The sequence below is a fragment of the Polynucleobacter sp. 35-46-11 genome, from assembly GCF_002281105.1.
This window is the reverse complement of sequence record NZ_NCFJ01000016.1, coordinates 1-23,795: the sequence shown is the minus strand read 5'-3', so window position 1 is coordinate 23,795 and position 23,795 is coordinate 1. Positions and strand designations below refer to the sequence as shown.

At 45.9% G+C, this 23,795-nt stretch carries 30 protein-coding genes; 13 read left to right on the top strand and 17 right to left on the bottom strand.

Annotation, left to right across the window (positions count from 1 at the left end):
- The first annotated feature begins 36 nt into the window (after positions 1-36).
- From tolQ to tolB, 4 genes are all read left to right on the top strand, one after another.
- Entirely contained in the window at positions 37-693 is a 657-nt protein-coding gene (tolQ, locus tag B7Y67_RS02850; RefSeq protein WP_293597260.1) for a protein TolQ, read from the top strand.
- 2 nt (positions 694-695) lie between these two features.
- The gene (locus B7Y67_RS02845; RefSeq protein WP_015420456.1) at positions 696-1,115 is read left to right on the top strand and encodes an ExbD/TolR family protein; all 420 of its coding nucleotides are present in this window, start codon (positions 696-698) and stop codon (positions 1,113-1,115) included.
- A 19-nt stretch (positions 1,116-1,134) separates the two neighbouring features.
- Entirely contained in the window at positions 1,135-1,944 is an 810-nt protein-coding gene (locus B7Y67_RS02840; RefSeq protein ID WP_293597256.1) for an energy transducer TonB, read from the top strand.
- A gap of 75 nt (positions 1,945-2,019) precedes the next feature.
- Positions 2,020-3,279 carry a Tol-Pal system beta propeller repeat protein TolB gene (gene tolB / locus B7Y67_RS02835; RefSeq protein ID WP_293597259.1) on the top strand — a complete coding sequence of 420 codons (1,260 nt, stop codon included), beginning with the start codon at positions 2,020-2,022 and terminating at the stop codon, positions 3,277-3,279.
- Positions 3,280-3,293: 14 nt separating this feature from the next.
- Here the strand turns inward: tolB and B7Y67_RS02830 are convergent, their stop codons facing one another.
- The gene (locus B7Y67_RS02830) at positions 3,294-3,782 is read right to left on the bottom strand and encodes an RES family NAD+ phosphorylase (protein WP_293597255.1); all 489 of its coding nucleotides are present in this window, start codon (positions 3,780-3,782) and stop codon (positions 3,294-3,296) included.
- On the bottom strand, positions 3,779-4,279 hold the full coding sequence (locus B7Y67_RS02825) for an antitoxin Xre-like helix-turn-helix domain-containing protein (protein ID WP_293597254.1): 501 nt from the start codon (positions 4,277-4,279) through the stop codon (positions 3,779-3,781). Before B7Y67_RS02825 ends, B7Y67_RS02830 begins: the two co-directional genes overlap by 4 nt.
- Before the next feature lie 174 nt (positions 4,280-4,453).
- Between B7Y67_RS02825 and pal the strand changes: the two genes are divergently transcribed.
- Genes pal through queC form a run of 3 tightly spaced genes read left to right on the top strand, consistent with a single transcriptional unit; the run spans position 4,454 to position 6,461 of the window.
- Positions 4,454-4,954 (top strand): peptidoglycan-associated lipoprotein Pal, encoded by a 501-nt coding sequence (pal, locus tag B7Y67_RS02820; protein WP_293597253.1) that lies wholly within the window; start codon positions 4,454-4,456, stop codon positions 4,952-4,954.
- Positions 4,954-5,685, top strand: coding sequence for a tol-pal system protein YbgF (gene ybgF / locus B7Y67_RS02815; RefSeq protein ID WP_293597252.1), 732 nt, complete (start codon positions 4,954-4,956; stop codon positions 5,683-5,685). Before pal ends, ybgF begins: the two co-directional genes overlap by 1 nt.
- A 29-nt stretch (positions 5,686-5,714) precedes the next feature.
- Positions 5,715-6,461, top strand: coding sequence for a 7-cyano-7-deazaguanine synthase QueC (gene queC / locus B7Y67_RS02810; RefSeq protein ID WP_293597251.1), 747 nt, complete (start codon positions 5,715-5,717; stop codon positions 6,459-6,461).
- 4 nt (positions 6,462-6,465) lie between these two features.
- On the opposite strand, the gene B7Y67_RS02805 is transcribed toward queC, so the two are convergent.
- On the bottom strand, positions 6,466-6,834 hold the full coding sequence (locus tag B7Y67_RS02805) for a transcriptional regulator (RefSeq protein WP_293597250.1): 369 nt from the start codon (positions 6,832-6,834) through the stop codon (positions 6,466-6,468).
- On the bottom strand, positions 6,831-7,139 hold the full coding sequence (locus B7Y67_RS02800) for a type II toxin-antitoxin system HigB family toxin (protein ID WP_293597249.1): 309 nt from the start codon (positions 7,137-7,139) through the stop codon (positions 6,831-6,833). Before B7Y67_RS02800 ends, B7Y67_RS02805 begins: the two co-directional genes overlap by 4 nt.
- A gap of 100 nt (positions 7,140-7,239) precedes the next feature.
- Here B7Y67_RS02800 and B7Y67_RS02795 point away from each other — a divergent pair, with 100 nt between their 5' ends.
- On the top strand, positions 7,240-7,455 hold the full coding sequence (locus B7Y67_RS02795; RefSeq protein ID WP_293597248.1) for a hypothetical protein: 216 nt from the start codon (positions 7,240-7,242) through the stop codon (positions 7,453-7,455).
- Here the strand turns inward: B7Y67_RS02795 and B7Y67_RS02790 are convergent.
- The 5 genes from B7Y67_RS02790 to B7Y67_RS02770 form a co-directional block, all read right to left on the bottom strand.
- Entirely contained in the window at positions 7,419-8,036 is a 618-nt protein-coding gene (locus B7Y67_RS02790; RefSeq protein ID WP_293597247.1) for a riboflavin synthase, read from the bottom strand. The genes B7Y67_RS02795 and B7Y67_RS02790 overlap by 37 nt on opposite strands.
- Before the next feature lie 75 nt (positions 8,037-8,111).
- Complete coding sequence (ribD, locus tag B7Y67_RS02785; protein ID WP_293597246.1) at positions 8,112-9,227, bottom strand: bifunctional diaminohydroxyphosphoribosylaminopyrimidine deaminase/5-amino-6-(5-phosphoribosylamino)uracil reductase RibD; 1,116 nt, start codon at positions 9,225-9,227, stop codon at positions 8,112-8,114.
- A gap of 47 nt (positions 9,228-9,274) precedes the next feature.
- Complete coding sequence (locus B7Y67_RS02780) at positions 9,275-9,823, bottom strand: GspH/FimT family pseudopilin (protein WP_293597245.1); 549 nt, start codon at positions 9,821-9,823, stop codon at positions 9,275-9,277.
- Complete coding sequence (locus B7Y67_RS02775) at positions 9,816-10,145, bottom strand: hypothetical protein (RefSeq protein WP_293597244.1); 330 nt, start codon at positions 10,143-10,145, stop codon at positions 9,816-9,818. Before B7Y67_RS02775 ends, B7Y67_RS02780 begins: the two co-directional genes overlap by 8 nt.
- Positions 10,146-10,152: 7 nt before the next feature.
- Entirely contained in the window at positions 10,153-10,779 is a 627-nt protein-coding gene (locus B7Y67_RS02770) for a hypothetical protein (RefSeq protein WP_293597243.1), read from the bottom strand.
- A 387-nt stretch (positions 10,780-11,166) separates the two neighbouring features.
- On the opposite strand from B7Y67_RS02770, the gene ribBA reads away from it, so the two are divergent.
- The 4 genes from ribBA to B7Y67_RS02750 all read left to right on the top strand — a co-directional run bounded on the left by ribBA (position 11,167) and on the right by B7Y67_RS02750 (position 14,974).
- Entirely contained in the window at positions 11,167-12,306 is a 1,140-nt protein-coding gene (ribBA, locus tag B7Y67_RS02765; RefSeq protein ID WP_293597242.1) for a bifunctional 3,4-dihydroxy-2-butanone-4-phosphate synthase/GTP cyclohydrolase II, read from the top strand.
- An 18-nt stretch (positions 12,307-12,324) separates the two neighbouring features.
- Entirely contained in the window at positions 12,325-12,840 is a 516-nt protein-coding gene (gene ribH / locus B7Y67_RS02760) for a 6,7-dimethyl-8-ribityllumazine synthase (RefSeq protein ID WP_293597241.1), read from the top strand.
- Positions 12,841-12,848: 8 nt separating this feature from the next.
- Entirely contained in the window at positions 12,849-13,358 is a 510-nt protein-coding gene (gene nusB, locus B7Y67_RS02755) for a transcription antitermination factor NusB (RefSeq protein WP_293597240.1), read from the top strand.
- A 137-nt stretch (positions 13,359-13,495) separates the two neighbouring features.
- Positions 13,496-14,974, top strand: coding sequence for an NAD-dependent succinate-semialdehyde dehydrogenase (locus B7Y67_RS02750; protein ID WP_293597239.1), 1,479 nt, complete (start codon positions 13,496-13,498; stop codon positions 14,972-14,974).
- Between the two features lie 45 nt (positions 14,975-15,019).
- Here the strand turns inward: B7Y67_RS02750 and trmB are convergent, their stop codons facing one another.
- Genes trmB through B7Y67_RS02735 form a run of 3 tightly spaced genes read right to left on the bottom strand, consistent with a single transcriptional unit; the run spans position 15,020 to position 17,204 of the window.
- Complete coding sequence (gene trmB / locus B7Y67_RS02745) at positions 15,020-15,817, bottom strand: tRNA (guanosine(46)-N7)-methyltransferase TrmB (protein WP_363926773.1); 798 nt, start codon at positions 15,815-15,817, stop codon at positions 15,020-15,022.
- 38 nt (positions 15,818-15,855) lie between these two features.
- The gene (locus B7Y67_RS02740; protein ID WP_293597238.1) at positions 15,856-16,314 is read right to left on the bottom strand and encodes a DUF2721 domain-containing protein; all 459 of its coding nucleotides are present in this window, start codon (positions 16,312-16,314) and stop codon (positions 15,856-15,858) included.
- A 41-nt stretch (positions 16,315-16,355) separates the two neighbouring features.
- Complete coding sequence (locus B7Y67_RS02735) at positions 16,356-17,204, bottom strand: undecaprenyl-diphosphate phosphatase (protein ID WP_293597237.1); 849 nt, start codon at positions 17,202-17,204, stop codon at positions 16,356-16,358.
- A gap of 198 nt (positions 17,205-17,402) precedes the next feature.
- Between B7Y67_RS02735 and B7Y67_RS02730 the strand changes: the two genes are divergently transcribed.
- Positions 17,403-18,935 carry a TolC family protein gene (locus B7Y67_RS02730; protein WP_293597236.1) on the top strand — a complete coding sequence of 511 codons (1,533 nt, stop codon included), beginning with the start codon at positions 17,403-17,405 and terminating at the stop codon, positions 18,933-18,935.
- A 27-nt stretch (positions 18,936-18,962) separates the two neighbouring features.
- On the opposite strand, the gene waaC is transcribed toward B7Y67_RS02730, so the two are convergent.
- The 5 genes from waaC to rfbB are packed head-to-tail and all read right to left on the bottom strand — an operon-like array spanning position 18,963 to position 23,603.
- Complete coding sequence (waaC, locus tag B7Y67_RS02725; RefSeq protein ID WP_293597235.1) at positions 18,963-20,021, bottom strand: lipopolysaccharide heptosyltransferase I; 1,059 nt, start codon at positions 20,019-20,021, stop codon at positions 18,963-18,965.
- Between the two features lie 41 nt (positions 20,022-20,062).
- Positions 20,063-20,629 (bottom strand): dTDP-4-dehydrorhamnose 3,5-epimerase, encoded by a 567-nt coding sequence (gene rfbC, locus B7Y67_RS02720; RefSeq protein WP_293597234.1) that lies wholly within the window; start codon positions 20,627-20,629, stop codon positions 20,063-20,065.
- Positions 20,626-21,549 (bottom strand): glucose-1-phosphate thymidylyltransferase RfbA, encoded by a 924-nt coding sequence (gene rfbA, locus B7Y67_RS02715; RefSeq protein WP_293597257.1) that lies wholly within the window; start codon positions 21,547-21,549, stop codon positions 20,626-20,628. Before rfbA ends, rfbC begins: the two co-directional genes overlap by 4 nt.
- Positions 21,550-21,574: 25 nt before the next feature.
- Positions 21,575-22,537: a dTDP-4-dehydrorhamnose reductase gene (rfbD, locus tag B7Y67_RS02710; RefSeq protein WP_293597233.1), complete on the bottom strand. Its 963-nt coding sequence runs from the start codon at positions 22,535-22,537 to the stop codon at positions 21,575-21,577.
- Positions 22,538-22,544: 7 nt separating this feature from the next.
- The gene (gene rfbB, locus B7Y67_RS02705) at positions 22,545-23,603 is read right to left on the bottom strand and encodes a dTDP-glucose 4,6-dehydratase (protein WP_293597232.1); all 1,059 of its coding nucleotides are present in this window, start codon (positions 23,601-23,603) and stop codon (positions 22,545-22,547) included.
- Between the last annotated feature and the right edge of the window lie 192 nt (positions 23,604-23,795).

The following is a 23,795-nucleotide window of genomic DNA, read 5'->3' as shown; positions in this document are numbered from 1 at the left end:
CTTAGTAAAATCAACCTACATCATACAAAATCCACCATGACCACTACACAAGACCTCTCATTCCTCTCCCTAGTCCTTAATGCCAGCCTATTAGTCCAGTTAGTAATGTTGTTATTACTCAGTATGTCTGTAGCCTCTTGGACCATCATTTTTAAGAAAACTGCCATTTTGCGGGGCGTAAGACAAGATACCGAGCGTTTTGAGCGGGACTTTTGGTCTGGTGGCGACCTGAATACCCTTTTAGCGGCAGCGCAGCGCAATACCCGTAGCGATGCCGTTTTAGAGCATATCTTTGAGGCAGGCATGCAGGAATTCATGAAAGTTCGTGAAATCGACGCCGCCCGCCGTGCCATGAAAGCAACCTACCAGCGTGAAATGGACATGCTAGAAGCCAATCTACCCTTCTTAGCCTCCGTAGGTTCAGTCTCCCCTTATATCGGCCTCTTTGGCACCGTTTGGGGCATCATGCACTCCTTTCGCGGCTTAGCTAACGTCCAGAACGCCACCTTATCGGCAGTAGCTCCAGGTATTGCAGAGGCGCTGATCGCTACTGCTATCGGCTTGTTTGCAGCTATTCCTGCGGTGGTTGCCTATAACCGCGCAGCAACGGATGTGGATCGCCTGGCGATTCGTTTTGAAACCTTCATTGAAGAATTCACCAACATCTTGCAACGTCAAGCTTCAGGCAAATAAGCATGGCTGGCTCACTCAGAAAATCCTCTAAGCGTCGGGCAATGGCCGACATCAATGTGGTGCCCTACATCGATGTGATGTTGGTATTGCTGGTCATCTTTATGGTGACTGCGCCGATGGTCAATCCTGGCGTTGTAAATCTGCCAACAGTTGGCGGAGCAAAAGTGCAATCATTACCGCCCGTCTTTTTGACAATTGATGCCAATGAGAATGTCATCGTGCGCAAAGATGGTGATCCGGTTCAAACTTTAAATAAATTTGAACTTGGTGCATTTGCAAGATCACAAGCAGAAAAATCTGCTGAGCAGCCTGTTGTTCTTGCTGCAGACAAATCCATTAAGTATGAAGTCGTAATGGAGGTGATGTCCAAGCTTAAAGAGAATGGTGTGAAACGTGTCGGTCTTGCCGTGAAGAGCCAATAAGCCTCTTTGTATTGCATACATGAATAGCGCACAAACTTTTCACTCAAGCTTCTCACGAGGCCACCCTACTAAAAACGAAAGTACTAAACGTGCTTTCAGTTTTTCACTGGCTGCGCACTTAGGTTTACTTGCATTCTTAGTCATAGGCATTAGCTGGAATAACTCAACCCCTTCAGGAGTTGAAGTTGAGCTATGGGATGCAAGCCAACAAGTCGAAACGCCTGTCGTCCCTGAAATCAAAACCGAAATGAAGGAAGAGGCGGCAGACATCGCCATTAAGAAAAAGAAGGTTGAAAAAGAGCCTCCTAAAAAAGAAGTGGTGAAAGAGACGCCGAAGCCAGTTACTCCAACTAAGCCAACTCCACCCAAGGAGAAGGAAAAAGAGAAGCCTAAAAAACCTGAAACACCGAAAGCTGCTACACCTCCAGAAACAAAGGCCAATGCCGCCGCTGAAAAAGTGCGCGCAGATCAGCTAGCACGCTTGCGGGCAGCAGCTGGTGCCGAAGGTGGCAGCGGTGGTACCAGCGGTAGCGGTGTAGGCGGTGGCGGTAATGCACCTCCTGGCTGGACGGATAAAGTAGTGAAGAAAGTAAAACCACTCATCGTGTTTAACCCAGAATCCATTAGCGGCAACCCTGCGGCAGTTGTTAAAGTGAATCTGGCACCCGATGGCGCAATCTTAAGTACGGATCTCGTAACATCCAGCGGCAATACTGGCTGGGATCGCGCAGTTCTCCTCGCACTGACTCGCGCAGAAAGTCTGCCGAAAGACGACAATGGCAAAATTCCTCAAAGAGAAGTTAAGCTGACCTTTAAACCCAAGGACTAAAGCATGTTGCAAGTAGCCAAATTGATTCAGCGTATTGCCTTTAAACAAGGTTTTTCATTGGTGGCATCAGCATTCATGATGGTCTTATCAATGACTGGCCTGAGCTCTTCAGCTCTAGCGCAAATGAACATTGAAATTACTGGCGTAGGACAGTCTCTCTACCCCATCGCTGTAATGCGCTTTAAGGATGAGAGTAAGTTACCGGTTGGCATTACTGAAATCATTCGCCAAGACTTAGCGCGTAGTGGTTATTTTAAAAATACCGAGAACGGCAATGCCAGCGAAAGTGATGAAGGCACACCAAACTACAAATCTTGGGCAGCTCGCGGTGCAGATGCTTTAGCTGTGGGCTCCGTGGTGCAGACTGGTACGGGTCAGTTTGAGATTCGCTATAAGCTTTTTGATATTCGTAAATCTGAAAGTCTTGGCGGCTTGAATATTAATTCCAGCGCGGACAATTTGCGCGCTGCCGCTCACAAGATTGCTGATGACATCATCTTCAAATTATTGGGTGAGCGTGGCATCTTCTCGACACGTCTCTCCTACGTCATTAAAGAAGGTAAACGCTATCGTTTAGTCATCTCCGATGCAGATGGTCAAAATATTCGTAATGCCATGAACAGCGGCGAGCCCATCATCTCGCCATCATGGTCGCCTGATGGTAAAAAAGTAGCTTACGTTTCTTTTGAAGATCGCAAACCAGTGATTTATGTTCACGAGCTCGCTACTGGTCGTCGCACTTCCCTATCAAACCAAAAGGGAAATAACAGCGCACCAGCTTGGTCTCCTGATGGCAAGAGACTGGCCGTATCCCTTTCTAAGGACGGCAACACTCAGATCTACGGCATCAATGCGGACGGCAGTGGCCTACACCGCCTAACTCGCGGTCGCACGATTGATACGGAGCCACAATATTCTGCCGACGGTCGCTACATCTACTTCACGAGCGATCGCGGTGGCAATCCCCAGATTTATCGCATGAGCGCTGAGGGCGAACAAGTTGAAGGCGCCAAGCGCATTACTTACAAGCAGGGTTTTGTGACCTCGCCGCGCATTTCACCAGACGGCAAGTATCTAGCTTATATCGCCAACATTGGTGGTGCTTTCCGCCTTTATATCCTCAATCTAGCAACAGGCGATTCCCAAGCGCTCACTGATGGAACTAGCGATGAGTCCCCATCCTTTGCAGCAAACGGTCGTTATGTACTCTATTCCACCAAAGTCGGCGGCAAACGAGTTTTGGCTGCTGTGTCAGTGGATGGCAATTCCAAACAAGTATTGAGCATCCCAGGATCCGATGTCCGTCAGCCATCCTGGGGTCCATTTATGGATTAAAGCTGATAAATGTATTAGGACTGACCCACTAAACGTGGGTCATAAGAAAATTTTTCAATTTTTTTAGCTTTAATCAGTTTTATATCTGGATGCAAGGGATTGATTAACACATTGCTTGCTTGTGGAATAACAACTGAAGGCACCAACAACAAAGCGCTTGCATTCGATTGCAGCCATTTCTGACCCTTCTCAATGCTGGTAGTTCCCGCTGGCAATGCATCCCAACCAACGCCAGCCGTTTTCATATTCAGCTTCTTAGCTAAATTCCATACTCTTGTTGGGATATCAATTCGTACCAGATAGCGAGTTAAGGGAAGACCTTGCGCATTGATATGCACCAGAGTTTCTAGACAAGCCAGCGCGATGGACTCCGAGGTATATAAAACGGGGGTCCCTTTTTTATTCCATCTTCCACCGGATTTTTTTGCACCCTCTCCACTAAGGTCATCTGCCTTAAACATGGGGGCATCAAGCGCAATTCTCCAAACCGCCTGAATACTCATGCGTATGCTCCAGTTTGAATTTTGGCAAGGAGATCGGAAATCATTTCTTGACCAGAAACTGTATCTAAATAGGCTGATGGCTTCTCGCCACCTAATGCCGGAGAGGGCTTTTCAAGCCAACTTGCTACCCACTTGGCAGCGTCAAAACCATCTGGGTTTCCTGACTCCGCAACCATGGACTCCACCTGCCCAACAAGCTTAGCCATGCCTATCAAACGCTCACCCTGCTCAATCGGCAGCATTTGGTTTGCGACGGATTTTTTATCGATGGTCGACCTCGGCAAATTCAAGAACTTAAATAAGGTTTCTTTTGTAATTCCCATGGAGTCAGAAATAACATTGATGTATTTAGCGGGAACCCCATCTCGAATTAACTTGATGCGCTCGATAGGTTCAACCCGATAAATAGTGGCAAAAGATAAGTCCAACTGAGTAAACCCCAATTGGGATTTATGAAGTGCTCTCGTCACAGCTTTTTTTGGGATTACGCTGGGCATATTAAATTCCTCATTTGAGGAAATATTTTAACTCATTTGAGTAAAAATGAAAGTATCTATAGCTGGTTTAGGCTACTACCCAACGCAATTTCCATTCAAATTCAGCAATCTTAAGGGCATAATATTGGCTATTAGCTTATTTAGTTACTCAGTTTGTAGGAAAAAGGACAGATCATGAAGATTTCTATCGCACGCCGTGCCGCAACACTCAGCCTTGTTGGTTTAACCGCATTATTTTTAGCTGCTTGCTCAAGCGTCAAATTGGATGACGTTGATGGCGCTAATGGTGGTGGCAGTGGTAACTTTGGTTCACAGCCTTGGAATGATCCAAGCAGCCCACTTTTCCAGCGTAGCGTGTATTTTGATTTCAACGAATACACCGTTCAAACTAAATACCAAAAACAACTTTCTGCGCATGCTAGCTTCTTAAAAGCTAATCCAAAGCAGAAGATCATCATTCAAGGCAATACCGACGAACGCGGTACAGCAGAGTACAACTTGGCTTTGGGTCAACGCCGTTCAGATGCTGTTCGTAAGTCACTCAACTTAATGGGTGTTTCTGACGACCAGATGGAAGCAGTGAGCTTTGGTAAAGAAAAACCAAAAGCTGAAGGTGATAACGAATCAGCTTGGGCAGAAAATCGCCGTGCTGACATTGTTTACATTACAAACTAATGCTTAGCCTTTCACACTCTTTTAAACAAACGCTCTCACGAGCGTTTTGTTTAAGTGCCGCTGCTCTTTGCCTGAGTGCTTCTGGCAATGCATGGGCCCTCTTTGCTGATGACGATGCACGTAAAGCAATCTTAGACTTACGTAAGTCCCTAGCGACTACGCAACTTGAATTACAAGGTCAAATCGACAAACTCAAAACGGAAAATGCCGAGCTACGTGGCAAGGTAGAAGAGCTTGAGAAACAAGGTGAAGATATTGGCACCAGTCAAAAAACCTATTACCAAGATCTTGATAACCGACTAGGTAACTTTGAGCCACACTCAGCAACTATTGAAGGCGTGAGTGGTACAGTCCAACCGGGCGAGAAAAAGGCCTACGATGATGCATTGAAGACCTTCCAATCTGGCAATCTCAAAAAGGCAGATAGCGACTTCTCTGTTTTTGCTAAGAAGTACTCCAATAGCCCTTATGCACCACTGGCACTCTTTTGGAGTGGTAATAGTAAATATGCCAATAAGGATTACGCCGGTGCGATTGCTCAGCTACAAAGCCTCATTAAGCGCTACCCAACACATCCTCGCGTTCCATCAGCCATGTTGACTCTGGGCAATGCGCAATTGGAGAGTGGCAACAAAGCAGCTGCCAAGAAAACTTTTAGCGAGATCATCAGCAAGTACCCAGATACTGAAACAGCAAAAGACGCGCAGCAACTCATCACTGCTACGAAGTAATTCAGTCACTAACGCTTCAATACTTTTTCATGTCCAAGCTATCCGCTGCTTTTCAAAAAATTGCCCCTCGCAAACCTAATGCGCCAGCAGTGATTTTGTTTTCTGGTGGATTAGATTCCAGCACCATTCTGGCGTTAGCGAAAGATCTTGGTTACGCGCCCTATGTTTTATCAGTTAGTTACGGCCAACGCCATTCTTCTGAGTTGGCTGCAGCAAAACATATCGCCAAAAAGATGGGGGTTGTGCGTCATGAGGTAGTGAATTTAGATCTCACACGTTTTGGTGGCTCCGCTTTGACTGACTCATCCATCGATATTCCGATTACTCCAGGCAAAGATCTAGAGATCCCCGTTACTTATGTTCCTGCTCGTAATACGATTTTGCTATCACTTGCTTTGGGCTGGGCAGAGTCATTAGGTGGATTAGATATTTTTTATGGTGCCAATGCCGTTGACTACTCAGGCTATCCAGACTGCCGCCCTGAATATGTTGCCTCATTTGAGACTATGGCGAACTTAGCCACTAAGGCTGGTGTAGAAGCCATCAATAATGAGAATCGCTTTCGGGTTCATGCACCCATCATCAGCATGAGCAAAGCGGAAATCATTCAGTTGGGCACCACTTTAGGTGTCGACTACTCGCAAACCGTTTCTTGCTATCAGGCGAATGATTTAGGTGAAGCTTGTGGTGAGTGTGAATCTTGCCGCCTACGGCAAGTAGGCTTCAAGCAAGCTAACTTAAGCGATCCAACGCGCTACCAAATATCGCAAAATTGAAAAATTATGCGCCCTGCTGAATCAAACTTTCAGCCGGAATTCCTAACGTAGTATGTAAATTCCAAATCATTTTTAATGTAAGCGGTCTTTTACGGTTGAGTATTTCATAGACACGATTTAATCCACCAATCATGGGTTGAAGATCTTTTGGCTTAAGCCCAGCCTGCTCCATTCTAAATTTAATAGCCTCGATTGGATCAGGGAGAGAAATCGGATAATGCTTTGCTTCATAAACCTCTACTAGCATTAGAAGAACTTCAAATCTATCCCCCTTCTTGCTACCAGGTACCGGCTCGTTATCAATCAACTGAGAAATCTCTACTAAAACGGATTTATATTCCGCATTATTGCGAATCGGTTTTAATTCCTTCATATGACCTCCATTTCAATTGTCTTGGCGTTAACCTTGTCATACTCCGCATGAGTCCCGATGAACTTAATGTAGAGAGCTCCAAAGCGATAGGCTATTGCAACAATTAAGCGGTATTTATTTCCTCTGATATTGAAAACAACTCGGTTATGGGCAATAAAACTTGCATTTCTATACTGATTCTTAATATCTTGGGGTGATTGCCAATCAGCCTTCACAGCTTCATCGTGCCAAGACTTCAAGGGTTGCTCAGCATCTTGATGTAACTTCCAAAATTGAACCAAATATTTTTTTGCAATTATTCTCACAGAAACAGTATAGTCCCAAAATGGGACTATTGGTAGTAGGGGCTTAAAACCAGCCTACTAACAAGGGCTTCCTGGAAATTACGGCTCTTATAATCTGGCCATGCCCAAAAAATTAGCAGTAAAAAAGATCCCGGCTTCCAAGTTAAACCAAGACTTTGATGGTGTTTTTGACCTTGTGAAGCTGCAGCCGATTGGTCTCACAAAGAATGGTCGAATCACCGCATATCTAATATCTGCAAGCGCCTATGAGGCGTTAATTAAAAATTTAACGAGCAATTATCAAGTTGAAGGTTTACTTAACATCCGCGCAACATAACGCGCAATTAAATCCACCTCTAGATTCACTGCCTCACCTTCCTTTAACTTGCCCAAGGTCGTGTTCTCGAGCGTATGGGGAATGATGTTGATATCTACTAAGCAAGCAGCTTGACTATCTTGCGTTTTATTGACTGTTAAGGAAACACCATTAATAACAATTGATCCCTTATATGCCAAGAATGGCGCTAATGCCTTGGGGGCTTCAATTTGCAGAAGCCAAGAACCATAAGCATCGTCAGCGACAGTTGCAAAGTGCGACACCTTGCCAACACCATCCACATGCCCACTCACCAAATGACCACCTAAGCGATCATTGAGTCGCAAGGCTTTTTCTAGATTCACTGGCCCTACTTTATCCAGACCAATCGTCTTGTTCAAAGACTCGCGCGAAATGTCTAAAGCAAAAGTAGTATTAGTCAATTCAGTGGCCGTCATACAGGCACCCTGAATCGCAATGCTGTCACCCAAAGCAACATCATCGAGATATCCAGAAGGTACCTCAACCACCAAGTGCAAGCCATCGCCTTTAGCTTGAGCACTTTTAATTTGACCAACTGCAGTAATAATTCCAGTAAACATAGTGAGATCTTAAATAGGTTTTGTAATTTTCTTGAAGTGTTATTGCTTGTTTTTATTACTTATTTTTCTTATCTGTTACTTCTTACTCAGGCGTAAACGAAGATCGGGGCCAAACAGAGCTTGATCGATGATTTGCCAATCTTGACGTTGATCCAAAGCCGTCAAGGGGGAGATGTTTGCCATACCAATGCCCTCACCCATAAAGAAGGGTGCGTAATAGAGTAAGAGCTCATCGACACAAGCTTCTCTAAGTAAAGATCCGTTTAACTTAAATCCAGCCTCGACATGGATTTCATTCATATGGCGCTCTTTTGCTAAATACGAAAAGAGTTTTGGTAAATCTACCTTGCCATTGGCGTTAGCCATGGCAATAACTTCAACACCAAGGGCCTCGAATGCTTTTGCCTTAGCTTGGCTTTCTTGAGAATCTAACGAAGCGCAAACCAAGATGACGCCTGATGCATTTAAGTTGCTCAACGCCTTTGCATTTAGTGGTGTCTCGAGCTTGGAGTCCACAATAATTCTCCAAGGCTGGCGCTTAGTCTCGATATCTCTGACGTTGAGACTTGGGTCATCCTCTTTAACGGTACCTACACCAGTCAATATGGCGCAGGCTTGAGCACGCCAATGATGACCATCCGCCCTCGCTAAAGGACCGGTAATCCATTGGCTTTGGCCATTTGGTAAAGCTGTCTTGCCGTCTAAGCTGGCAGCGATCTTCATACGAACCCAAGGCAAACATCGAGTCATCCTAGAGATGAACCCCCGGTTTAAGGCTTGAGCTTCAGATTCCAATAAACCACAACGTACATCAATGCCCGCAGCCTTTAATCGCTCAAGACCTTTACCACCAACCAAGGGGTTCGGATCCGACATCGCCACAATCACTAAGGCTGGTTTGGCCGCAATTAAGGCATCGACACAAGGCGGTGTTCTACCAGTATGGTTGCAGGGCTCAAGGGTGACATAAATCGTTGATCCAGCAGCGTCAAAACCATTAGCCTTTACATCAGCCAACGCCTGAACTTCCGCATGGGGTCCACCCACTTTTTGGGTATGTCCACGCCCAATCACTTCACCATCTTTCACAATGACGCATCCGACCCGTGGGTTGGGGTTAGATAAGTAAAGGGCATGATGAGCCTCGGCTAATGCCTGGCTCATAAATTGGTGGTCAACTAGGGCGTACATGGGTCTATTAAAACCGATTGTGGGCAGAAGCGGCAAATTTACCCGCCCTACTTGCAGGCTTTAGAGTCCTTGCTCGGATCACAAATTCTCCATCGACCTCCGCTACCCAGTATGAGATGCCGCTCGAGCCCAGAGTCTCGGTCATGACCCAATATCAGGCGGTTAGCTACAAACCCGCCTTGAGCTGTTTTGGCAGCACCAGCAGCATTAAACAAAATACCCCTATTGGATGTATGAGGGTCAATAAACTGCTTGCCCCCACCCTTGAAATACACCTTTGCAAGATCGCCTTGAGCAATCCAGTACCGCTCAATACAAGTTGATTTTGGCTGGTGATCATCACACACAGTTTTAACCACCCAACCCTCTTCCCAAAGCCCCTCTTTCAATGGAGTGATGCGTACAGGCACCCCCAACATCAATGCTTGAGCTCTTGCAAATTGAGCATGCGCAATAAAACGTCTGGCAATAATGTCAATTTCTCGAGCAGCCATTTGCTCATGCAATAGAGGTAAGGTCGATATCGCAATGATGGCGATGATCAGCACAACGGCCATCAACTCTAACAAGCTATAACCTTGATCTTGCTTATTCAAATTTCTGTCGCCAATTTACTCGTGTAGCAATATTGGTTTTTTCATCAAGGAATATGAGGACCTCTAATCTAGGCTTTGACTTGCTTGAGATCAACCAATAATTTTTTCCGGCAGACTGTGTATGACATGCCTGAGTTGGTAAGCTAGCAATGTTAGAGAGATGTTGCTCACACTCCATTAAGGACCTTTCTGCCGCAATAAATTCTTTTTGAGATTCTGCATAAGTATTGACGCTCATGACCTCAAGTGCAGCTAAGCGCTCCAACTGAATGACTAGCATAGAGAGTAGTGTCAGTAGAGATAGGACCCAGGCAACAATCATAGTAAATTCACAGCAGATTACGAGCGGTAAATATTCGCTCAAACTTCTGGTGAATGGATATGCCATCAGTCATCTCCAACTTGACCTTAAAAGCCTTGCCAGCACTAGCTGGAAGCAGTTCAAAGGAAAGATGGTGAATACCATTCATTAAGGTTGTGTTTTGGATTCGCCCTTGGCGATCAAGTGATTGGCAAATTAAGGACCCGCCATTGACCTTTACACCCTTGGTAGCAGATGCTTGCCGATCTACTAAAAATCCTTGCTGTGCTAAATTATTTTTAGTGCGCTCATTTGATAAAGTATTACCAATGCAATCAAAGTCCACCCCTTGAGAAATCTCCTGTTTCACCATCAGCGAATCTGATCCTCGATAACCATTATTTTTCTGAATCTGAATATAATTACTTGAAGAAGAATTTTTTCTTGCAGATGCAATCGATGAATTGGCATTCTGGTAACCCGCCATCCGAATAGCGCGCCCAATTAATTCCAGGGCACGATCTGCTTCTGCAGCCAGAGACTGTGATTTTTCATACTGAATTTGCTTGGCGATGAACTCACCACTATTTTTGATGAGTGGTGCGACCAAGACTAGGGATAGAGCGAGACCGACGAGACACTCCAATAGATTCATCCGCTAACTTTCGTGAAATTTTGTTTGAGTTGTTTAGTTGCGCAGCAGTCAATATGGCGAGCTCATGTCTATCCATCTCTTTTCTAAGCTCCACTCTTTTCTCCTGGAGTTGGCCCAAGCGCAAAATCATGACTTGGTAGATATTGCTCAAACCTATCCAACTGCTTGCTACTAGGCTCATTGCCACCAAAACCTCTAATAAGATGAATCCATTTGCCTTGGTGTTTGAATTAAGGGGAAGCACAGCTCATTTTCTAGAGAGTAGAGAGGCAAAAATAGGCCTTTCATGGGCACTCACTGTCAGAAAAACTGGATATTGCTCCAATATCGACCCTAGGATCCCAGCCCGAAGCCTCAAACCCCCTCCTCAGCTTAAAATAGAGGGCTATGCAAAATAACCTCGCCTCCACAGAAGAAATCGTTGCTGAGCTCAAAGCCGGCAAGATGGTCATTCTGGTCGATGAAGAAGATCGCGAGAATGAAGGCGATTTAGTGCTTGCTGCTGATCATGTCACTCCAGAGGCCGTGAATTTTATGGCCAAGCATGGTCGTGGCTTAATCTGCCTTACTCTGACGCGTGAGCGCTGCCAACAAATTAACCTACCTTTAATGGTTAGGGACAACGGCACCTCCATGGGCACCAATTTCACTGTTTCGATTGAAGCAGCCAGTGGTGTTACTACTGGCATCTCAGCAGCAGATCGTGCCCACACCATCAAGACAGCGGTTGCTGCAAACGCAAAGCCCAACGATCTAGTTCAGCCAGGTCATATCTTTCCCTTGATGGCGCAACCTGGTGGTGTATTAATCCGCTCTGGTCACACTGAGGCTGGATGTGATTTAGCTGCCATGGCTGGTTGCTCACCTACCGCCGTCATTTGCGAGATCATGAAAGATGACGGCAGTATGGCGCGATTGCCAGACTTGCTTGAGTTTGCAAAAGAACATCAATTAAAAATTGGCAGTATTGCTGACCTCATCCAATACCGTAGCCAGCATGAAAGTATTGTTGTGCGCGAAGGCGAGCGCGAGTTTGATACGCCTTGGGGCAAGTTTCAGGGAATTATCTACCGCGACACACCAAGCTCATGCATGCATTTGGCACTTGTTCACGGTAAGCCTTCAGAAACTGAAGAAACCGTAGTCCGTGTTCATGAGCCCGTCACAGTCTTAGATTTCTTGGACTCGAATGTCAGTACGCACTCCTGGCCTTTGGCCCAGGCTTTGCAAAAGTTAGCAGCGGCACCTTCTGGCGTGGCAGTTCTACTCAATGCCTCCGGCATTGCAGCCCCTAATGATGCTGACTGGTTGGCTCAGTTTCATAAATTGAACGGCACTCATGCTGAAGCAGCAGAAAAGCCATTGGCGCGCAAAACTGATTTCCGCAGCTATGGTATTGGCGCGCAAATCCTCAAAGATATTGGCGTTGGCAAAATGCGTTTGCTTGCCAACCCTAGTCCCGTGCCTAGCCTTTCCGGATACAAGCTTGAAGTAACAGGCTATACCCCATTTGAATCTAAAAAATAAGTAATTCCAGGAAACATAATGAATACACCCAATGACGAATCTGCAGTAGGCGTTCTAGCTACCGACCTGAATGGACAAGACCTGCGCGTGGGCATTGTGCAGGCACGCTTTAATGAAGGGCATTGCGTTGCCTTAACTACCGCTTGTATTGAAGAGTTGATCAAACTGGGCGTGTCGCAATCTGATATCAAATTGGTCACCGTACCAGGCGCACTTGAGATTCCTTTTGCGCTACAAAAGTTAGCTGAAACAGGCGAGTTCGATGGTTTAGTTGCCCTAGGCGCCATCATCCGTGGCGAGACCTATCACTTTGAGCTCGTATCGAATGAATCTGGTGCTGGCATTACCCGCGTTTGCCTTGAGTCTGGTTTACCAATCGCTAATGGTGTTCTCACCTGTGAGACGGATGAGCAAGCTCAGGTACGTGTTCAAGTAAAGGGCGCAGACTGCGCAAGAGCGGTTGTTGAAATGGCTAACCTGGCTTTAACCCTTACTCCCGATATTGATTTTGAAATCAATCCTTCAGAAGAGTAATTCCCAAGATGAATAAAAACGTCCCTAGCCCACAGGCAGTTCCTGGTACGCCCAGCGCACCAAGCGCACCTAAGCGCTCACTCACACCGCGTCGTCGTGCCCGTGAATATGCTTTACAAGGCGTTTATCAAAGCTTGGTCATGCGTCGCGCAGGTAGCCTCCCTAATGCTGCGGCAATTGCCAAGCAGTTGGCTGAAGATCCTGGCTTTCGCCGCTGCCAACATGATTTGTTTCAGGGAATTTTTACTGGCGTACTAGAGCATACAGATGAGCTAGAGGGTCTGATTACCCCAGCACTCGATCGCCCTATTAATGAGCTGTCTCCTGTAGAGCACGCTGCCCTTCTAATCGGCACCTATGAGCTGGCTATTGATTTGGCTGTTCCCTACAAAGTGGCTATTAATGAGGCAGTGGAATTAGCCAAAACATTTGGCGGCACTGATGGCCATAAATACGTCAATGGCGTATTGGATCTCCTGGCTCAACAGTTACGCAGCACTGAAGTGCAATCAAGCTAGACTCAGATATCCTCAAAACTCCACCCCTGCGCCTCCAAGAGGTCCAGGGGTTTTATTTTGTCCATAGCTTTGGGTGGTAATCCAAACTACACTCAGGGATAAAATAAAAATAACTTCTTTACTAAAGAGACCCCATCATGCAGAAAACAGATATCCGCCAATTACTCAAAGATCCAAGCCTATTTAATGAAGCGGCTTTCATTAATGGTGCATGGTTTAAATCCAATTCAGGAAAGACTTTTGCGGTTCACAATCCCGCTACTGGTGAGCTCATTGCAGATGTCAGCAATCTTGAGCCAAACGATGCTGAGCATGCGATTGAAGCTGCAAAGCATGCCTTTGAAAGCTGGAAGAGCAAAACCGGAAAAGAGCGCGCTCATGTGATGCGCAAATGGTTCGATCTGATTATTGAAAACACTCAGGATCTCGCCACCCTCATGACTCTAGAACAAGGCAAGCCGCTCACTGAGGCAGCTGGTGAAGTAGCCTATGGTGCGTCTTTTGTAGAGTGGTTTGCTGAAGAAGCCAAGCGGGTTACTGGATCCATTCCAAGTACCACTTGGAGCGATAAGCGCATGATCGTCATGAAGCAGCCAATTGGGGTGTGTGTTGCAATCACACCTTGGAATTTCCCGATCGCTATGATTACGCGCAAGATTGCACCTGCCATGGCAGCAGGTTGTACTATTGTGATTAAGCCAGCTGAACTCACACCACTGAGCGCCTTAGCGCTGGCAGAGCTTGCTCAACGCGCTGGGGTTCCCGCAGGTGTCATTAATGTCCTGACCGCCGATGCTGATCAATCTATTGCAATTGGCAAAACACTCTGCGCATCGCCTACCGTACGCCACCTATCATTCACAGGCTCAACGGAGGTTGGACGAATCTTGATGGCGCAATGCGCCCCTACGGTTAAGAAATTAGGACTAGAGCTTGGCGGTCATGCCCCCTTTATTGTTTTTGAAGATGCTGATATTGATGCGGCGGTTTCAGGTGCGATGGCATCTAAATATCGAAACTCCGGTCAAACTTGCGTTTGCGCGAACCGCTTCTATGTGCATAAAAAAGTGCAGGATGAGTTTGTCGAAAAGTTTGCTAAAGCCATTCAAGTGATTAAGGTAGGTAATGGCATGGAGCCTGGAAATACCCAAGGACCGCTAATTGAGCAGGCTGCCCTAGAGAAGGTGGAGAGGCATGTAGCCGATGCCATCAGTAAGGGTGCAAAACTCATTGCTGGTGGTAAGCCCTCCCCTTTAGGTGGCACTTTTTATGAGCCCACTATTTTGTCCAATGTGACTAGTGACATGCTCATTACCCATGAAGAGACCTTTGGACCAGTCGCCCCGATCATTCCATTTGAAAGCGATGAGGAAGCCATCAGGCTGGCTAACAATAGCCAATTTGGCTTGGCATCCTATTTTTATAGTCGTGATATTGGTCGCATCTGGAAAGCTGCTGAAGCCCTTGAATACGGCATTGTGGGCGTTAACTCTGGAATCATCTCCAATGAGGTGGGCCCATTTGGCGGAATTAAACAGTCCGGCTTGGGTCGCGAAGGCAGCGCCTACGGTATGGATGAATACCTAGAACTCAAATATGTTTGTATTGGTCTATAAACCAATATCAGAAACTGATAAAGCCGCTTAATTCAAATAGCGGCTTTATTTTTTCCTGTAAACCAAGTCCCACACACCATGCCCTAACTTAATACCACGGGTTTCGAACTTGGTAGTCGGCCTGTAGGCAGGTCTCTCGACATAACCAGGATGCTCAGCATCGAGTTGCTCAAGCGTGGGCTTGAATTCTTTAAAGGACTCTTTAGCAAGTTCACTCTCACTGGCAACCTCAGCAGGCGTAAAAGTTTCAATACTCATTTGCTCAGTAGAGGTATTTACTAGGCCTGACTCCGCATTTAATACCAATAGCATTTGCTCTGCGTAGTTGTGCCAATCGGTCGCGAGGTGTAAATAAGCTCCGGGCTTCAAACGAGAGATTAAGAGCTTCACGAACTGCGACTGAATCAGGCGACGCTTGTGGTGACGCTTTTTATGCCAAGGATCCGCAAAGTAGATATGAATACCATCCAAGGAATTGGGTGCAATCATTTTTTCCAGAACCTCAACAGCATCATGACGAATCAAACGCAAATTGGTGAGATTATTCTCGCCAATCAATTTCAGTAAAGCGCCCACCCCCGGGGGGTGCACTTCAATTGCCAAGAAATCGTCTTCAGCACGTAAGGCAGCAATTTTGGCAGTGGTCTCACCCATGCCAAAACCGATTTCCAATATCTTAGGGTTCGCAGAGCCACTGAATGCTTGCTGAAGATCTAAAGCATGCTCTTGAAACGGAATCAAAAACTGGGGACCCAGTTCATCTATCGCGCGTTGTTGACCAGCTGTGGTTCTGCCTGCCCTTAAAACAAAAGAGCGGATACGCTCAGTTCTTGAAAAATTCACGAGAGAAATACTTTCATACTTTATGAATTTCTTAGACTCTATTTTGGAAAAGGGGTGTTCCAGCCTGCTGAGCGGTAGGCGTACACCACCTCACCCAAGACAATCGAAAGTGAAGTCATAAACGATATCAATCCCAGTACAAAGGTCCAGATAACATATGTAGCTTGTAATGACCGTACTGCACCCGCCTGGAAGAAAAATAATTCAAGGACAGTTAAGGAGATAAAGACGCCGCTCAATACGTCAAAGAAAATGGCGGCCGTACAAAGACGACCTCGGACTTTTGCTTCATTCGCTTCTTTCATCATATGAGTCAACATCGTCCGATCCTGAATACCACCCTCCTGAATGCGATGCTGAATGGCACGCATACGATCTACTGAGCGCGCTAAGCGGGCAGAGATTGCATTAATCAAGGTGGCTACCGCAGTAAGCAAAAATACTGGGGCTAAGGCCAACTGAATATTGTTAGTTATTGCGTCTATTGAGACATCCATGAGAATTCCAGTCAATTTATTTTATGTTTGTAAGAGTGATCTCAATGAGACCAAGCAACCAAACCACTATATGCACTTAACAACACCAGCACACCAAAGACAATGCGATACCAGGCAAAGGGAATGAAATTATGTCCTGCAACATAATGAATTAACCAACGCACGCAAATAAAAGCGGAGATAAAAGCAGCGATAAAGCCAATCACAATGGCCCAAACAAAATCACCCGAGAGGGAGACTGGATTTTTCCAAAGCTTAAGCAATTCATATGCAGTTGCCCCACCAATTACCGGGATAGCTAAGAAGAAAGAAAATTCGGTTGCTACCGCACGAGGCAGGCCAAACAACATGCCACCAATAATGGTTGCGCCCGAGCGAGAGGTTCCCGGGATTAAAGCAGCACATTGCGCTAATCCTACTTTTAAGGCGTCAAAAGGAGTTAAGTCATCTACGGACTGAATATAGGATTTGCCTGAGTGGATTAATTTGGCTTGCCGACGCTCAGCCCAAAAAATGATCAAGGCACCAACGATAAAAGCGCTAGCAACCGGAATGGGGGCGAATAGGACAGCTTTAATATGTTTGCCAAAAATAAAAGCCAGGCCCATTGCCGGAATTGAGGCGATTAATAGATTGAGGATAAAGCGTCGAGAGCTCGCGCTTGTTCGGACAGTAGAAGCTACCTTCCAAAGCTTTTCTCGGAACTCCCAGCAGACAGCCAAGATTGCGCCAAACTGAATAATGACCTCGAAGGCCTTTCCGCGCTCATCATTGAAATTGAGCAAGTCGCCAACCAAAATCAGGTGGCCGGTACTAGAGATCGGCAAAAACTCCGTCAAGCCCTCTACTACCCCCAGTACTACCGCTTTTGCTAGCAAAATTATGTCCATAGCCCTAATTTTATAGATAGATGAGGTAGATCCTTGGATTTGGCAAAATAAGGCTCAAACAAGCCAATTTATGCAAATAAGCCTTAAACTGCATGGCACATTGAAAAGTATCCGAATTAGATGATCCCGACACGCTTTCACATCTCCCAGCTAACTACTTTTGGTCTTATCCTAAGTCAGGCGCTTGGACTTGGCGCAATGTCATCTAGCAGCTTTGCACAAAGTGCCAACGGCGCCAAACCATCGCTACCAACAACTGTTAGTACCCAGTCACCGGTTGGCTTGGATGTGCCCCCACAAATGGTGGCAATCCCGAAGCAAGCCATTCCTACTGACCGAGCCCCCTCCAATGTCAGTGGCAATGAAGTAAACACCAGCCAAGCAGTTGATTTAATTCGTCTATACCAGGAGGCGGCATTTAGCGATCCCGTATTAAACGCTGCTCGATTTAACTATCAGGCGAGCAAAGAACTCTATTGGCAGGGCTTATCCTTCTTGCTTCCACAGGCTAGCGCCGTCCCAGGTGGAACACGTTACTATCAGCATGCGGCAGGTAATGCCCCTGCTAGCGCCTACCCAAGCACTCGGGTATATGACCAAAAAAACTATACCGTTACTCTGACCCAACCTGTTTTTAATATGGCTGCATTTGAGGCATTCAAACAGGGTGACCTCAATACCAAGATTGCAGATATGCGCTTTTACTTAGCGCAACAAGATCTCATTATTCGTGTTTCACAAGCGTACTTCGATACACTCACCAGCCAAGATAACGTTGAACTCTATCGCAATAAAAAGGGTTTAATCAAACAGCAACTAGAAATTGCTCAAGCAAAGTTTGATGCTGGCCTTGCAACAATTGTGGATGTGAATACAGCGCAAGCTGGTTTTGATTTAGCCAATTCCCAAGAGATTGCTGCTCAAGCTGACCTCATTGTTAAGCGTGGCGTATTGGAGCAATTGGTTGGTCGTCCTGTCGGCGCTTTAAAGCCACTCACGAAAGAAGCGAAGATTGATGGGGTTCTCAAGGATTCTCGCTATAAATCAAAAGATGGTAATGGCATTCCGATTGCGGATAGCGTCAATCCCCAATTGACAAAAGGCCAAACTCTAGAAGATTGGATACATCAAGCAGAGGCTGCAAACTTCAATGTGCTAGCTGGTCAGCTATCTGTCAATCTAGCTGAAAGCACTTATAAGGCCTCTCAAGCATTGAACTATCCCTCTCTTAATTTTGTAGGTACAGCGGGCTACAACACTTCCAACGGAACAGCCAATAGCTTAACTCCGTCGCAGACGAATATTTATAACAATACGATCGCCTTGCAAATGACCATTCCTTTGGTCTCTGGTGGATACAACAACTCGCTGATTCGTCAAAACGCTGCATTACTAGATGCAGCTAAAGCGAACTATGACAATGCACGCCGTACTGCAGCTCAAAGTACCCGTGCAGCATTTACTGGTTTCTATGGCGGCCTGGCAAGTGTTAAAGCGTATGAGGCTGCAGAGCGCTCATCTACTTCAGCGCTGGAGTCTAGCAAGCTAGGATTTCAGGTCGGGACTTTAATTAATATTGATGTGTTAATTGCCTTGGATACTGTAATTACAACTCGCTCGCAATTACAGCAGGCGCGTTACAACACGATCCTAAATGCAATTAAGCTAAAGGCACATGCGGCAGCACTCACAGATGAAGATCTCATCTCTATCAATACCTTACTGCGTTAAAAACTGTGAAAATAAAGTAGTAAATAATTAAGCTTGTTGTAGAAGCTTTAGAGATGCGTCCAGAACTTCTTGCATGCTTGGTGGATTTTGAATGTCACCCACATTAGCAATTCGGTCAGACCAATAACCCTCAGTCTTCCAGCGCGGTGAGTCGCAGTAGATTTCCACTGTAGGCTTATCTAGCACTGCTGCCAAATGCGTCAGGCCAGTATCAACCCCCACTGTTAAAGCTGCTCCAGTGATTACGGAAAAGGCCTCTTCAATAGAGAAAGCGGGCGGGACAAGAGCATTCGGAATTTGTGCAGCAAGCAATTGACTCACAAATTTTTCTGCAGCATTACCCCAAGGGAAAACCAGTTGATATCCCCGAGCAGATAAATCTTTACCTAGCGCGACCCAGTGCCCATTAGCCCAGCGCTTTGCCTCTCTGGCTGTTGAATGAAAGCACAAGATATAAGGCATATGTAGCCCATCAACAGAACTCTTTGAGATACCAGCAACCCATTTTGGCGGATAAAACTGCGGCGCAATAGCTCGATCTAAAAGCGGCCAATCCAAAGCGGAGCACATGATCCAACGGGAACGATCCACAGCGTGGCACTGAGTTGGGACTTGAACGGATTGGTTATAAAAGGATCGGGCAAGTGGCTCGTACCCTGAAAACTCGGTAGCATTGGCTAGGCCAGCAATAACGGCCGTAGAACTCTTCTTAGCTAAAGAGCACACAATGGCGGATTTCAGCAAGCCCTGGGTTTCAATTAGTACATCGTAAGTGGTGGATTGCAGTGTTTTTTTAAATACAAAAAACTCTTTCCAAGTTGCCAAGCGAAAGAGATTTTTCTTCCAGCGGCGCAGCCCAAAGGGAATGATGCGATCAATACCTCGAAAACCCTCTCTTGATAATAGGGGCTCCAAGAGGTGTACATACCCTTCTTCCACCACCCAATCAATTTGAGCGTCCGGTAAGCGTGCGCGCAAATCCCACACAATCGGTAAGTTATGTAATACATCGCCAAGCGATGAGAGTTTCACCAACAAAATTTTGGGGGTTGCAACCGAAGGAGAATGGTTGAAGATATTGCTCATGTGAGCATTATCTTATCTTTTGAAAACCAAGCTAGATCCAGTTAAAACTTAGGTGCAGTATCCCAAGATAAACCGGCTGCATCCTTAGCATTCATATTGGGCGCAATCCCTGAAGGCAATGGCCACTGGATGCCGACACTTGGGTCATTCCAAGACAAACATGCTTCACTTTGAGGGTGATAGTAGTCCGTGGTTTTGTAGAGGAACTCGGCAGTTTCAGATAGCACCAAGAAACCATGAGCCAAGCCCGCCGGAATCCATAGCTGCTTGTGATTTTGGGCGCTCAGTTCAACGCCTGCCCACTTGCCATAAGTCGGCGAGTTCTTGCGAATATCTACAGCCACATCAAATACGCTACCTGCAACTACTCGCACCAACTTCCCTTGCGTTTGCTCTAGCTGATAATGCAAGCCACGCAAAGTCCACTGACGAGAAAAAGAATGGTTATCTTGAACAAATTCAACATTTAAGCCAGTAGCCAGTGCAAAGTCTTGAGCATTAAAAGACTCGGTAAACCAACCACGCTCATCACCAAAGACTTGTGGCTCTATCACGAGCACATCATGAATGGCTGTTGGTGTTACTTGCAACTTGAGAGGGCTATTCATCCAACAACCTTCTTGTGGGATAAGGAGACAGGCTGAGCTGAGGTATTGAGCTCATTCAAAATCTTGCTTAAGTATTGGCCATAACTATTCTTACTTAACTGGGCAGCTACTTTTTGAACAGTCTCAGCGCTGATCCAACCTTGGCGATAAGCAATCTCTTCGGGGCAAGCAACCATCAGACCTTGGCGTTTTTGGAGCGTGGCAATAAAGCCTGCAGCATCTAGTAAGGAATCGTGAGTACCAGTATCTAACCAAGCAAAACCACGACCCATAATTTCTACACTAAGCTCATTCTTTTCAAGGTATACACGATTCACATCAGTAATCTCGAGTTCGCCCCGAGCACTCGGCTTAATTGACGAGGCAATATCGCACACTTGATTGTCGTAGAAATATAAGCCGGTTACAGCGTAACTACTTCTCGGCTTGAGTGGCTTCTCTTCAATGGAAAGTGCTTTGTAGTCTTTATCAAACTCCACAACGCCATATCGCTCTGGATCATTTACGTGATAAGCAAAAACAGTCGCACCGCTTGTACGCGCGTGAGCGCTATCAAGTTGATCAACCAACTCATGACCATAGAAAATATTATCCCCAAGAACCAAAGCGCTTGGGTTGTTGCCAACGAAGTTTTTACCCAAGGTAAACGCCTGGGCCAAACCATCCGGAGAAGGCTGAACACAATACTGAATATTCAAACCCCATTGAGAACCATCTCCGAGCAACTCAGCAAAGCGCGGTGTGTCATGCGGTGTGGAGATCAACAAAATATCGCGAATACCAGCGAGCATTAAAGTCGTTAATGGGTAATAGACCATTGGCTTGTCATAAACAGGCATGAGCTGTTTCGAAACAGCTTGAGTCACTGGGTATAAACGGGTGCCTGACCCCCCTGCCAAAATAATGCCCTTACGATTCATTGGAGTTACCGTCATCTTGTACTTTCTAAATATGTCCATCACGAGCCAAGTGGGCAACATAAGCTTTGACGGCCCCATCCCATGGCTGATTCAGATGCTGCAATTCTGACACATCACCCCGATCAGCAAATATCTGATGAAGCTTATCCGTCGACATCCTGGAATTCATGGGTCTTGGGGCTGGCAATGGGTATTCCACCGCAGGAATGGGTTTGAGAGCTCCTAAATTAGCTTTAAGAGTTACGCCGGCATCCAGAGCTTCCGCTACAGCCAAACACGCTACACCATGCCAAGTAGTCTCTCCGGCAGGAACCGTATGATATACACCTGACGACAATTTTCTTAAGCGGGCATGTTCATCCAAGACCAAGTTCAGACTCACTTGTGCCAACCAATTGGCGCTCGTGGGAACACCAAATTGATCATTAATGATTTTCAATTCTTCACGCTCTTTAGCTAATCGCAAAATAGTGCGAATGAAATTACTTCCCTCACCATATACCCAGCTGGTTCTGAAAATCACATATTGGCCATCGCCTTCAACAGTGGCAAAAATCCGGGCTATCGCCTCTTCGCCTGCAGCTTTACTTTTACCGTAAATACCCAATGGATTACGTAAATCATCTTCTAGATAAAAGCCGTATTTCCCACCATCGAATACATAGTCAGTGGAGTAATGTAAGAAGGTGGCATTGTGATCCGCAGCATATTGAGCCATGATTTCTGGAGCCCTTGCATTGATTGCAAAAGCTAAATCGGAATCTGTTTCCGCCTTATCAACTGCCGTATAAGCTGAAGCGTTAATAATTAGTTGAGGCTGAAAATCATTGAGCAATCGAGTCAAGGCTACTTCATTAGCCAGATCACACTCGGAGCGCCCAACATACTGAACCAGGGGCTTAGCAAGCAGAGGCAAGATGCGCACTTCCAATACTTCTTGAAAGGCTTTTCCTAATTGGCCATCCTTGCCGAATACGAGGATCTTCATTGACTCTTTAGTTGTACTGCTTAGAAAGCCAGTCACGGTAAGATCCACTGACAACGCCCTCAATCCAAATTGGGTTGTCCAAATACCATTGCACAGTCTTGCGGATGCCCGTGTCAAAGGTCTCTGAAGGGTGCCAACCCAGCTCGCGCTCAAGCTTGCTTGCATCAATGGCATAGCGACGATCATGGCCAGGACGGTCTTTGACGTAAGTAATCTGCTCTACATATGATTTGCCATCAGAACGAGGCTTTAGCTCATCCAAAATTGCGCAAATGGCTTTAACCACATCGATATTGGCCTTTTCATTCCATCCGCCAATATTGTAGGTCTCACCTAATTTGCCATTGGCCAAAACTTCGCGAATCGCTGAGCAATGATCACCAACATACAGCCAATCGCGAATTTGCTGACCATCACCATAAATTGGTAATAGCTTACTGTTGAGCGCATTCAGAATCACCAATGGAATCAGCTTTTCTGGGAAATGATACGGGCCATAGTTATTCGAGCAATTGGTGGTAATGACCGGAAAACCATAGGTATGAAACCATGCGCGCACTAAATGATCAGAGGCAGCCTTGGAAGCGGAGTATGGGCTATTAGGCTCATAGGCATGGGTTTCTGTAAATGCGGGGGCAGTAGCAGACAAGGAGCCATAAACTTCATCAGTAGAAACATGATGAAAGCGAAATGCCTTCTTCGCCAAATCATCTAAACCATTCCAATGCTCACGAGCACATTCAAGGAGATTGAATGTGCCAACAATATTAGTTGTCACAAATTCAGCTGGGCCGTGAATCGATCGATCTACATGGCTCTCAGCAGCAAAATTAATGATAGCTCGAGGTTGGTGTTCTTTCAGCAGCTTAGCAACTAATTCTTTATCGCCAATATCACCATGTACAAAGATATGACGCCGATCGTCTTTCAAAGATGCAAGGGTAGCTAAATTGCCCGCATAGGTGAGTTTATCGAGATTAACAACGCCCTCATTACCGGGAACACTTAGCCAATCAAGGATGAAATTACCGCCAATAAAGCCAGCACCACCAGTGACTAAAATCACAACAACTCCAATATAAACAAATGATTAATGGCAATTATAATTTGTACAAATACTTAATTGCTTTCCCCGAAACCAGTTTATTTCGCCCGGTGATTCTATTTAAGCGGCTTAAAAAACCCAGAATCTAAAATATCTTTTGATTTTATTTATCGTAGTTATATCGAACGTCCAAAATAATAGCTAGAAACTTAC

Excerpts from the sequence above, each read along its gene's own strand:
- B7Y67_RS02840 (WP_293597256.1), top strand. The coding sequence starts at position 1,135 with ATGAATAGCGCACAAACTTTTCACTCAAGCTTCTCACGAGGCCACCCT.
- B7Y67_RS02735 (WP_293597237.1), bottom strand. The coding sequence starts at position 17,204 with ATGGACATAATTTTGCTAGCAAAAGCGGTAGTACTGGGGGTAGTAGAG.
- rfbA (WP_293597257.1), bottom strand. The coding sequence starts at position 21,549 with ATGAATCGTAAGGGCATTATTTTGGCAGGGGGGTCAGGCACCCGTTTA.
- tolB (WP_293597259.1), top strand. The coding sequence starts at position 2,020 with ATGATGGTCTTATCAATGACTGGCCTGAGCTCTTCAGCTCTAGCGCAA.
- ribD (WP_293597246.1), bottom strand. The coding sequence starts at position 9,227 with ATGTACGCCCTAGTTGACCACCAATTTATGAGCCAGGCATTAGCCGAG.
- tolQ (WP_293597260.1), top strand. The coding sequence starts at position 37 with ATGACCACTACACAAGACCTCTCATTCCTCTCCCTAGTCCTTAATGCC.
- queC (WP_293597251.1), top strand. The coding sequence starts at position 5,715 with ATGTCCAAGCTATCCGCTGCTTTTCAAAAAATTGCCCCTCGCAAACCT.
- B7Y67_RS02830 (WP_293597255.1), bottom strand. The coding sequence starts at position 3,782 with ATGAGTATTCAGGCGGTTTGGAGAATTGCGCTTGATGCCCCCATGTTT.
- ybgF (WP_293597252.1), top strand. The coding sequence starts at position 4,954 with ATGCTTAGCCTTTCACACTCTTTTAAACAAACGCTCTCACGAGCGTTT.
- B7Y67_RS02825 (WP_293597254.1), bottom strand. The coding sequence starts at position 4,279 with ATGCCCAGCGTAATCCCAAAAAAAGCTGTGACGAGAGCACTTCATAAA.
- B7Y67_RS02750 (WP_293597239.1), top strand. The coding sequence starts at position 13,496 with ATGCAGAAAACAGATATCCGCCAATTACTCAAAGATCCAAGCCTATTT.
- ribH (WP_293597241.1), top strand. The coding sequence starts at position 12,325 with ATGAATACACCCAATGACGAATCTGCAGTAGGCGTTCTAGCTACCGAC.
- B7Y67_RS02795 (WP_293597248.1), top strand. The coding sequence starts at position 7,240 with ATGCCCAAAAAATTAGCAGTAAAAAAGATCCCGGCTTCCAAGTTAAAC.
- waaC (WP_293597235.1), bottom strand. The coding sequence starts at position 20,021 with ATGAGCAATATCTTCAACCATTCTCCTTCGGTTGCAACCCCCAAAATT.
- B7Y67_RS02790 (WP_293597247.1), bottom strand. The coding sequence starts at position 8,036 with ATGTTTACTGGAATTATTACTGCAGTTGGTCAAATTAAAAGTGCTCAA.
- B7Y67_RS02845 (WP_015420456.1), top strand. The coding sequence starts at position 696 with ATGGCTGGCTCACTCAGAAAATCCTCTAAGCGTCGGGCAATGGCCGAC.
- nusB (WP_293597240.1), top strand. The coding sequence starts at position 12,849 with ATGAATAAAAACGTCCCTAGCCCACAGGCAGTTCCTGGTACGCCCAGC.
- B7Y67_RS02730 (WP_293597236.1), top strand. The coding sequence starts at position 17,403 with ATGTCATCTAGCAGCTTTGCACAAAGTGCCAACGGCGCCAAACCATCG.
- B7Y67_RS02775 (WP_293597244.1), bottom strand. The coding sequence starts at position 10,145 with ATGATTGTTGCCTGGGTCCTATCTCTACTGACACTACTCTCTATGCTA.
- ribBA (WP_293597242.1), top strand. The coding sequence starts at position 11,167 with ATGCAAAATAACCTCGCCTCCACAGAAGAAATCGTTGCTGAGCTCAAA.
- rfbD (WP_293597233.1), bottom strand. The coding sequence starts at position 22,537 with ATGAAGATCCTCGTATTCGGCAAGGATGGCCAATTAGGAAAAGCCTTT.
- B7Y67_RS02770 (WP_293597243.1), bottom strand. The coding sequence starts at position 10,779 with ATGAATCTATTGGAGTGTCTCGTCGGTCTCGCTCTATCCCTAGTCTTG.
- rfbC (WP_293597234.1), bottom strand. The coding sequence starts at position 20,629 with ATGAATAGCCCTCTCAAGTTGCAAGTAACACCAACAGCCATTCATGAT.
- B7Y67_RS02740 (WP_293597238.1), bottom strand. The coding sequence starts at position 16,314 with ATGGATGTCTCAATAGACGCAATAACTAACAATATTCAGTTGGCCTTA.
- B7Y67_RS02805 (WP_293597250.1), bottom strand. The coding sequence starts at position 6,834 with ATGAAGGAATTAAAACCGATTCGCAATAATGCGGAATATAAATCCGTT.
- pal (WP_293597253.1), top strand. The coding sequence starts at position 4,454 with ATGAAGATTTCTATCGCACGCCGTGCCGCAACACTCAGCCTTGTTGGT.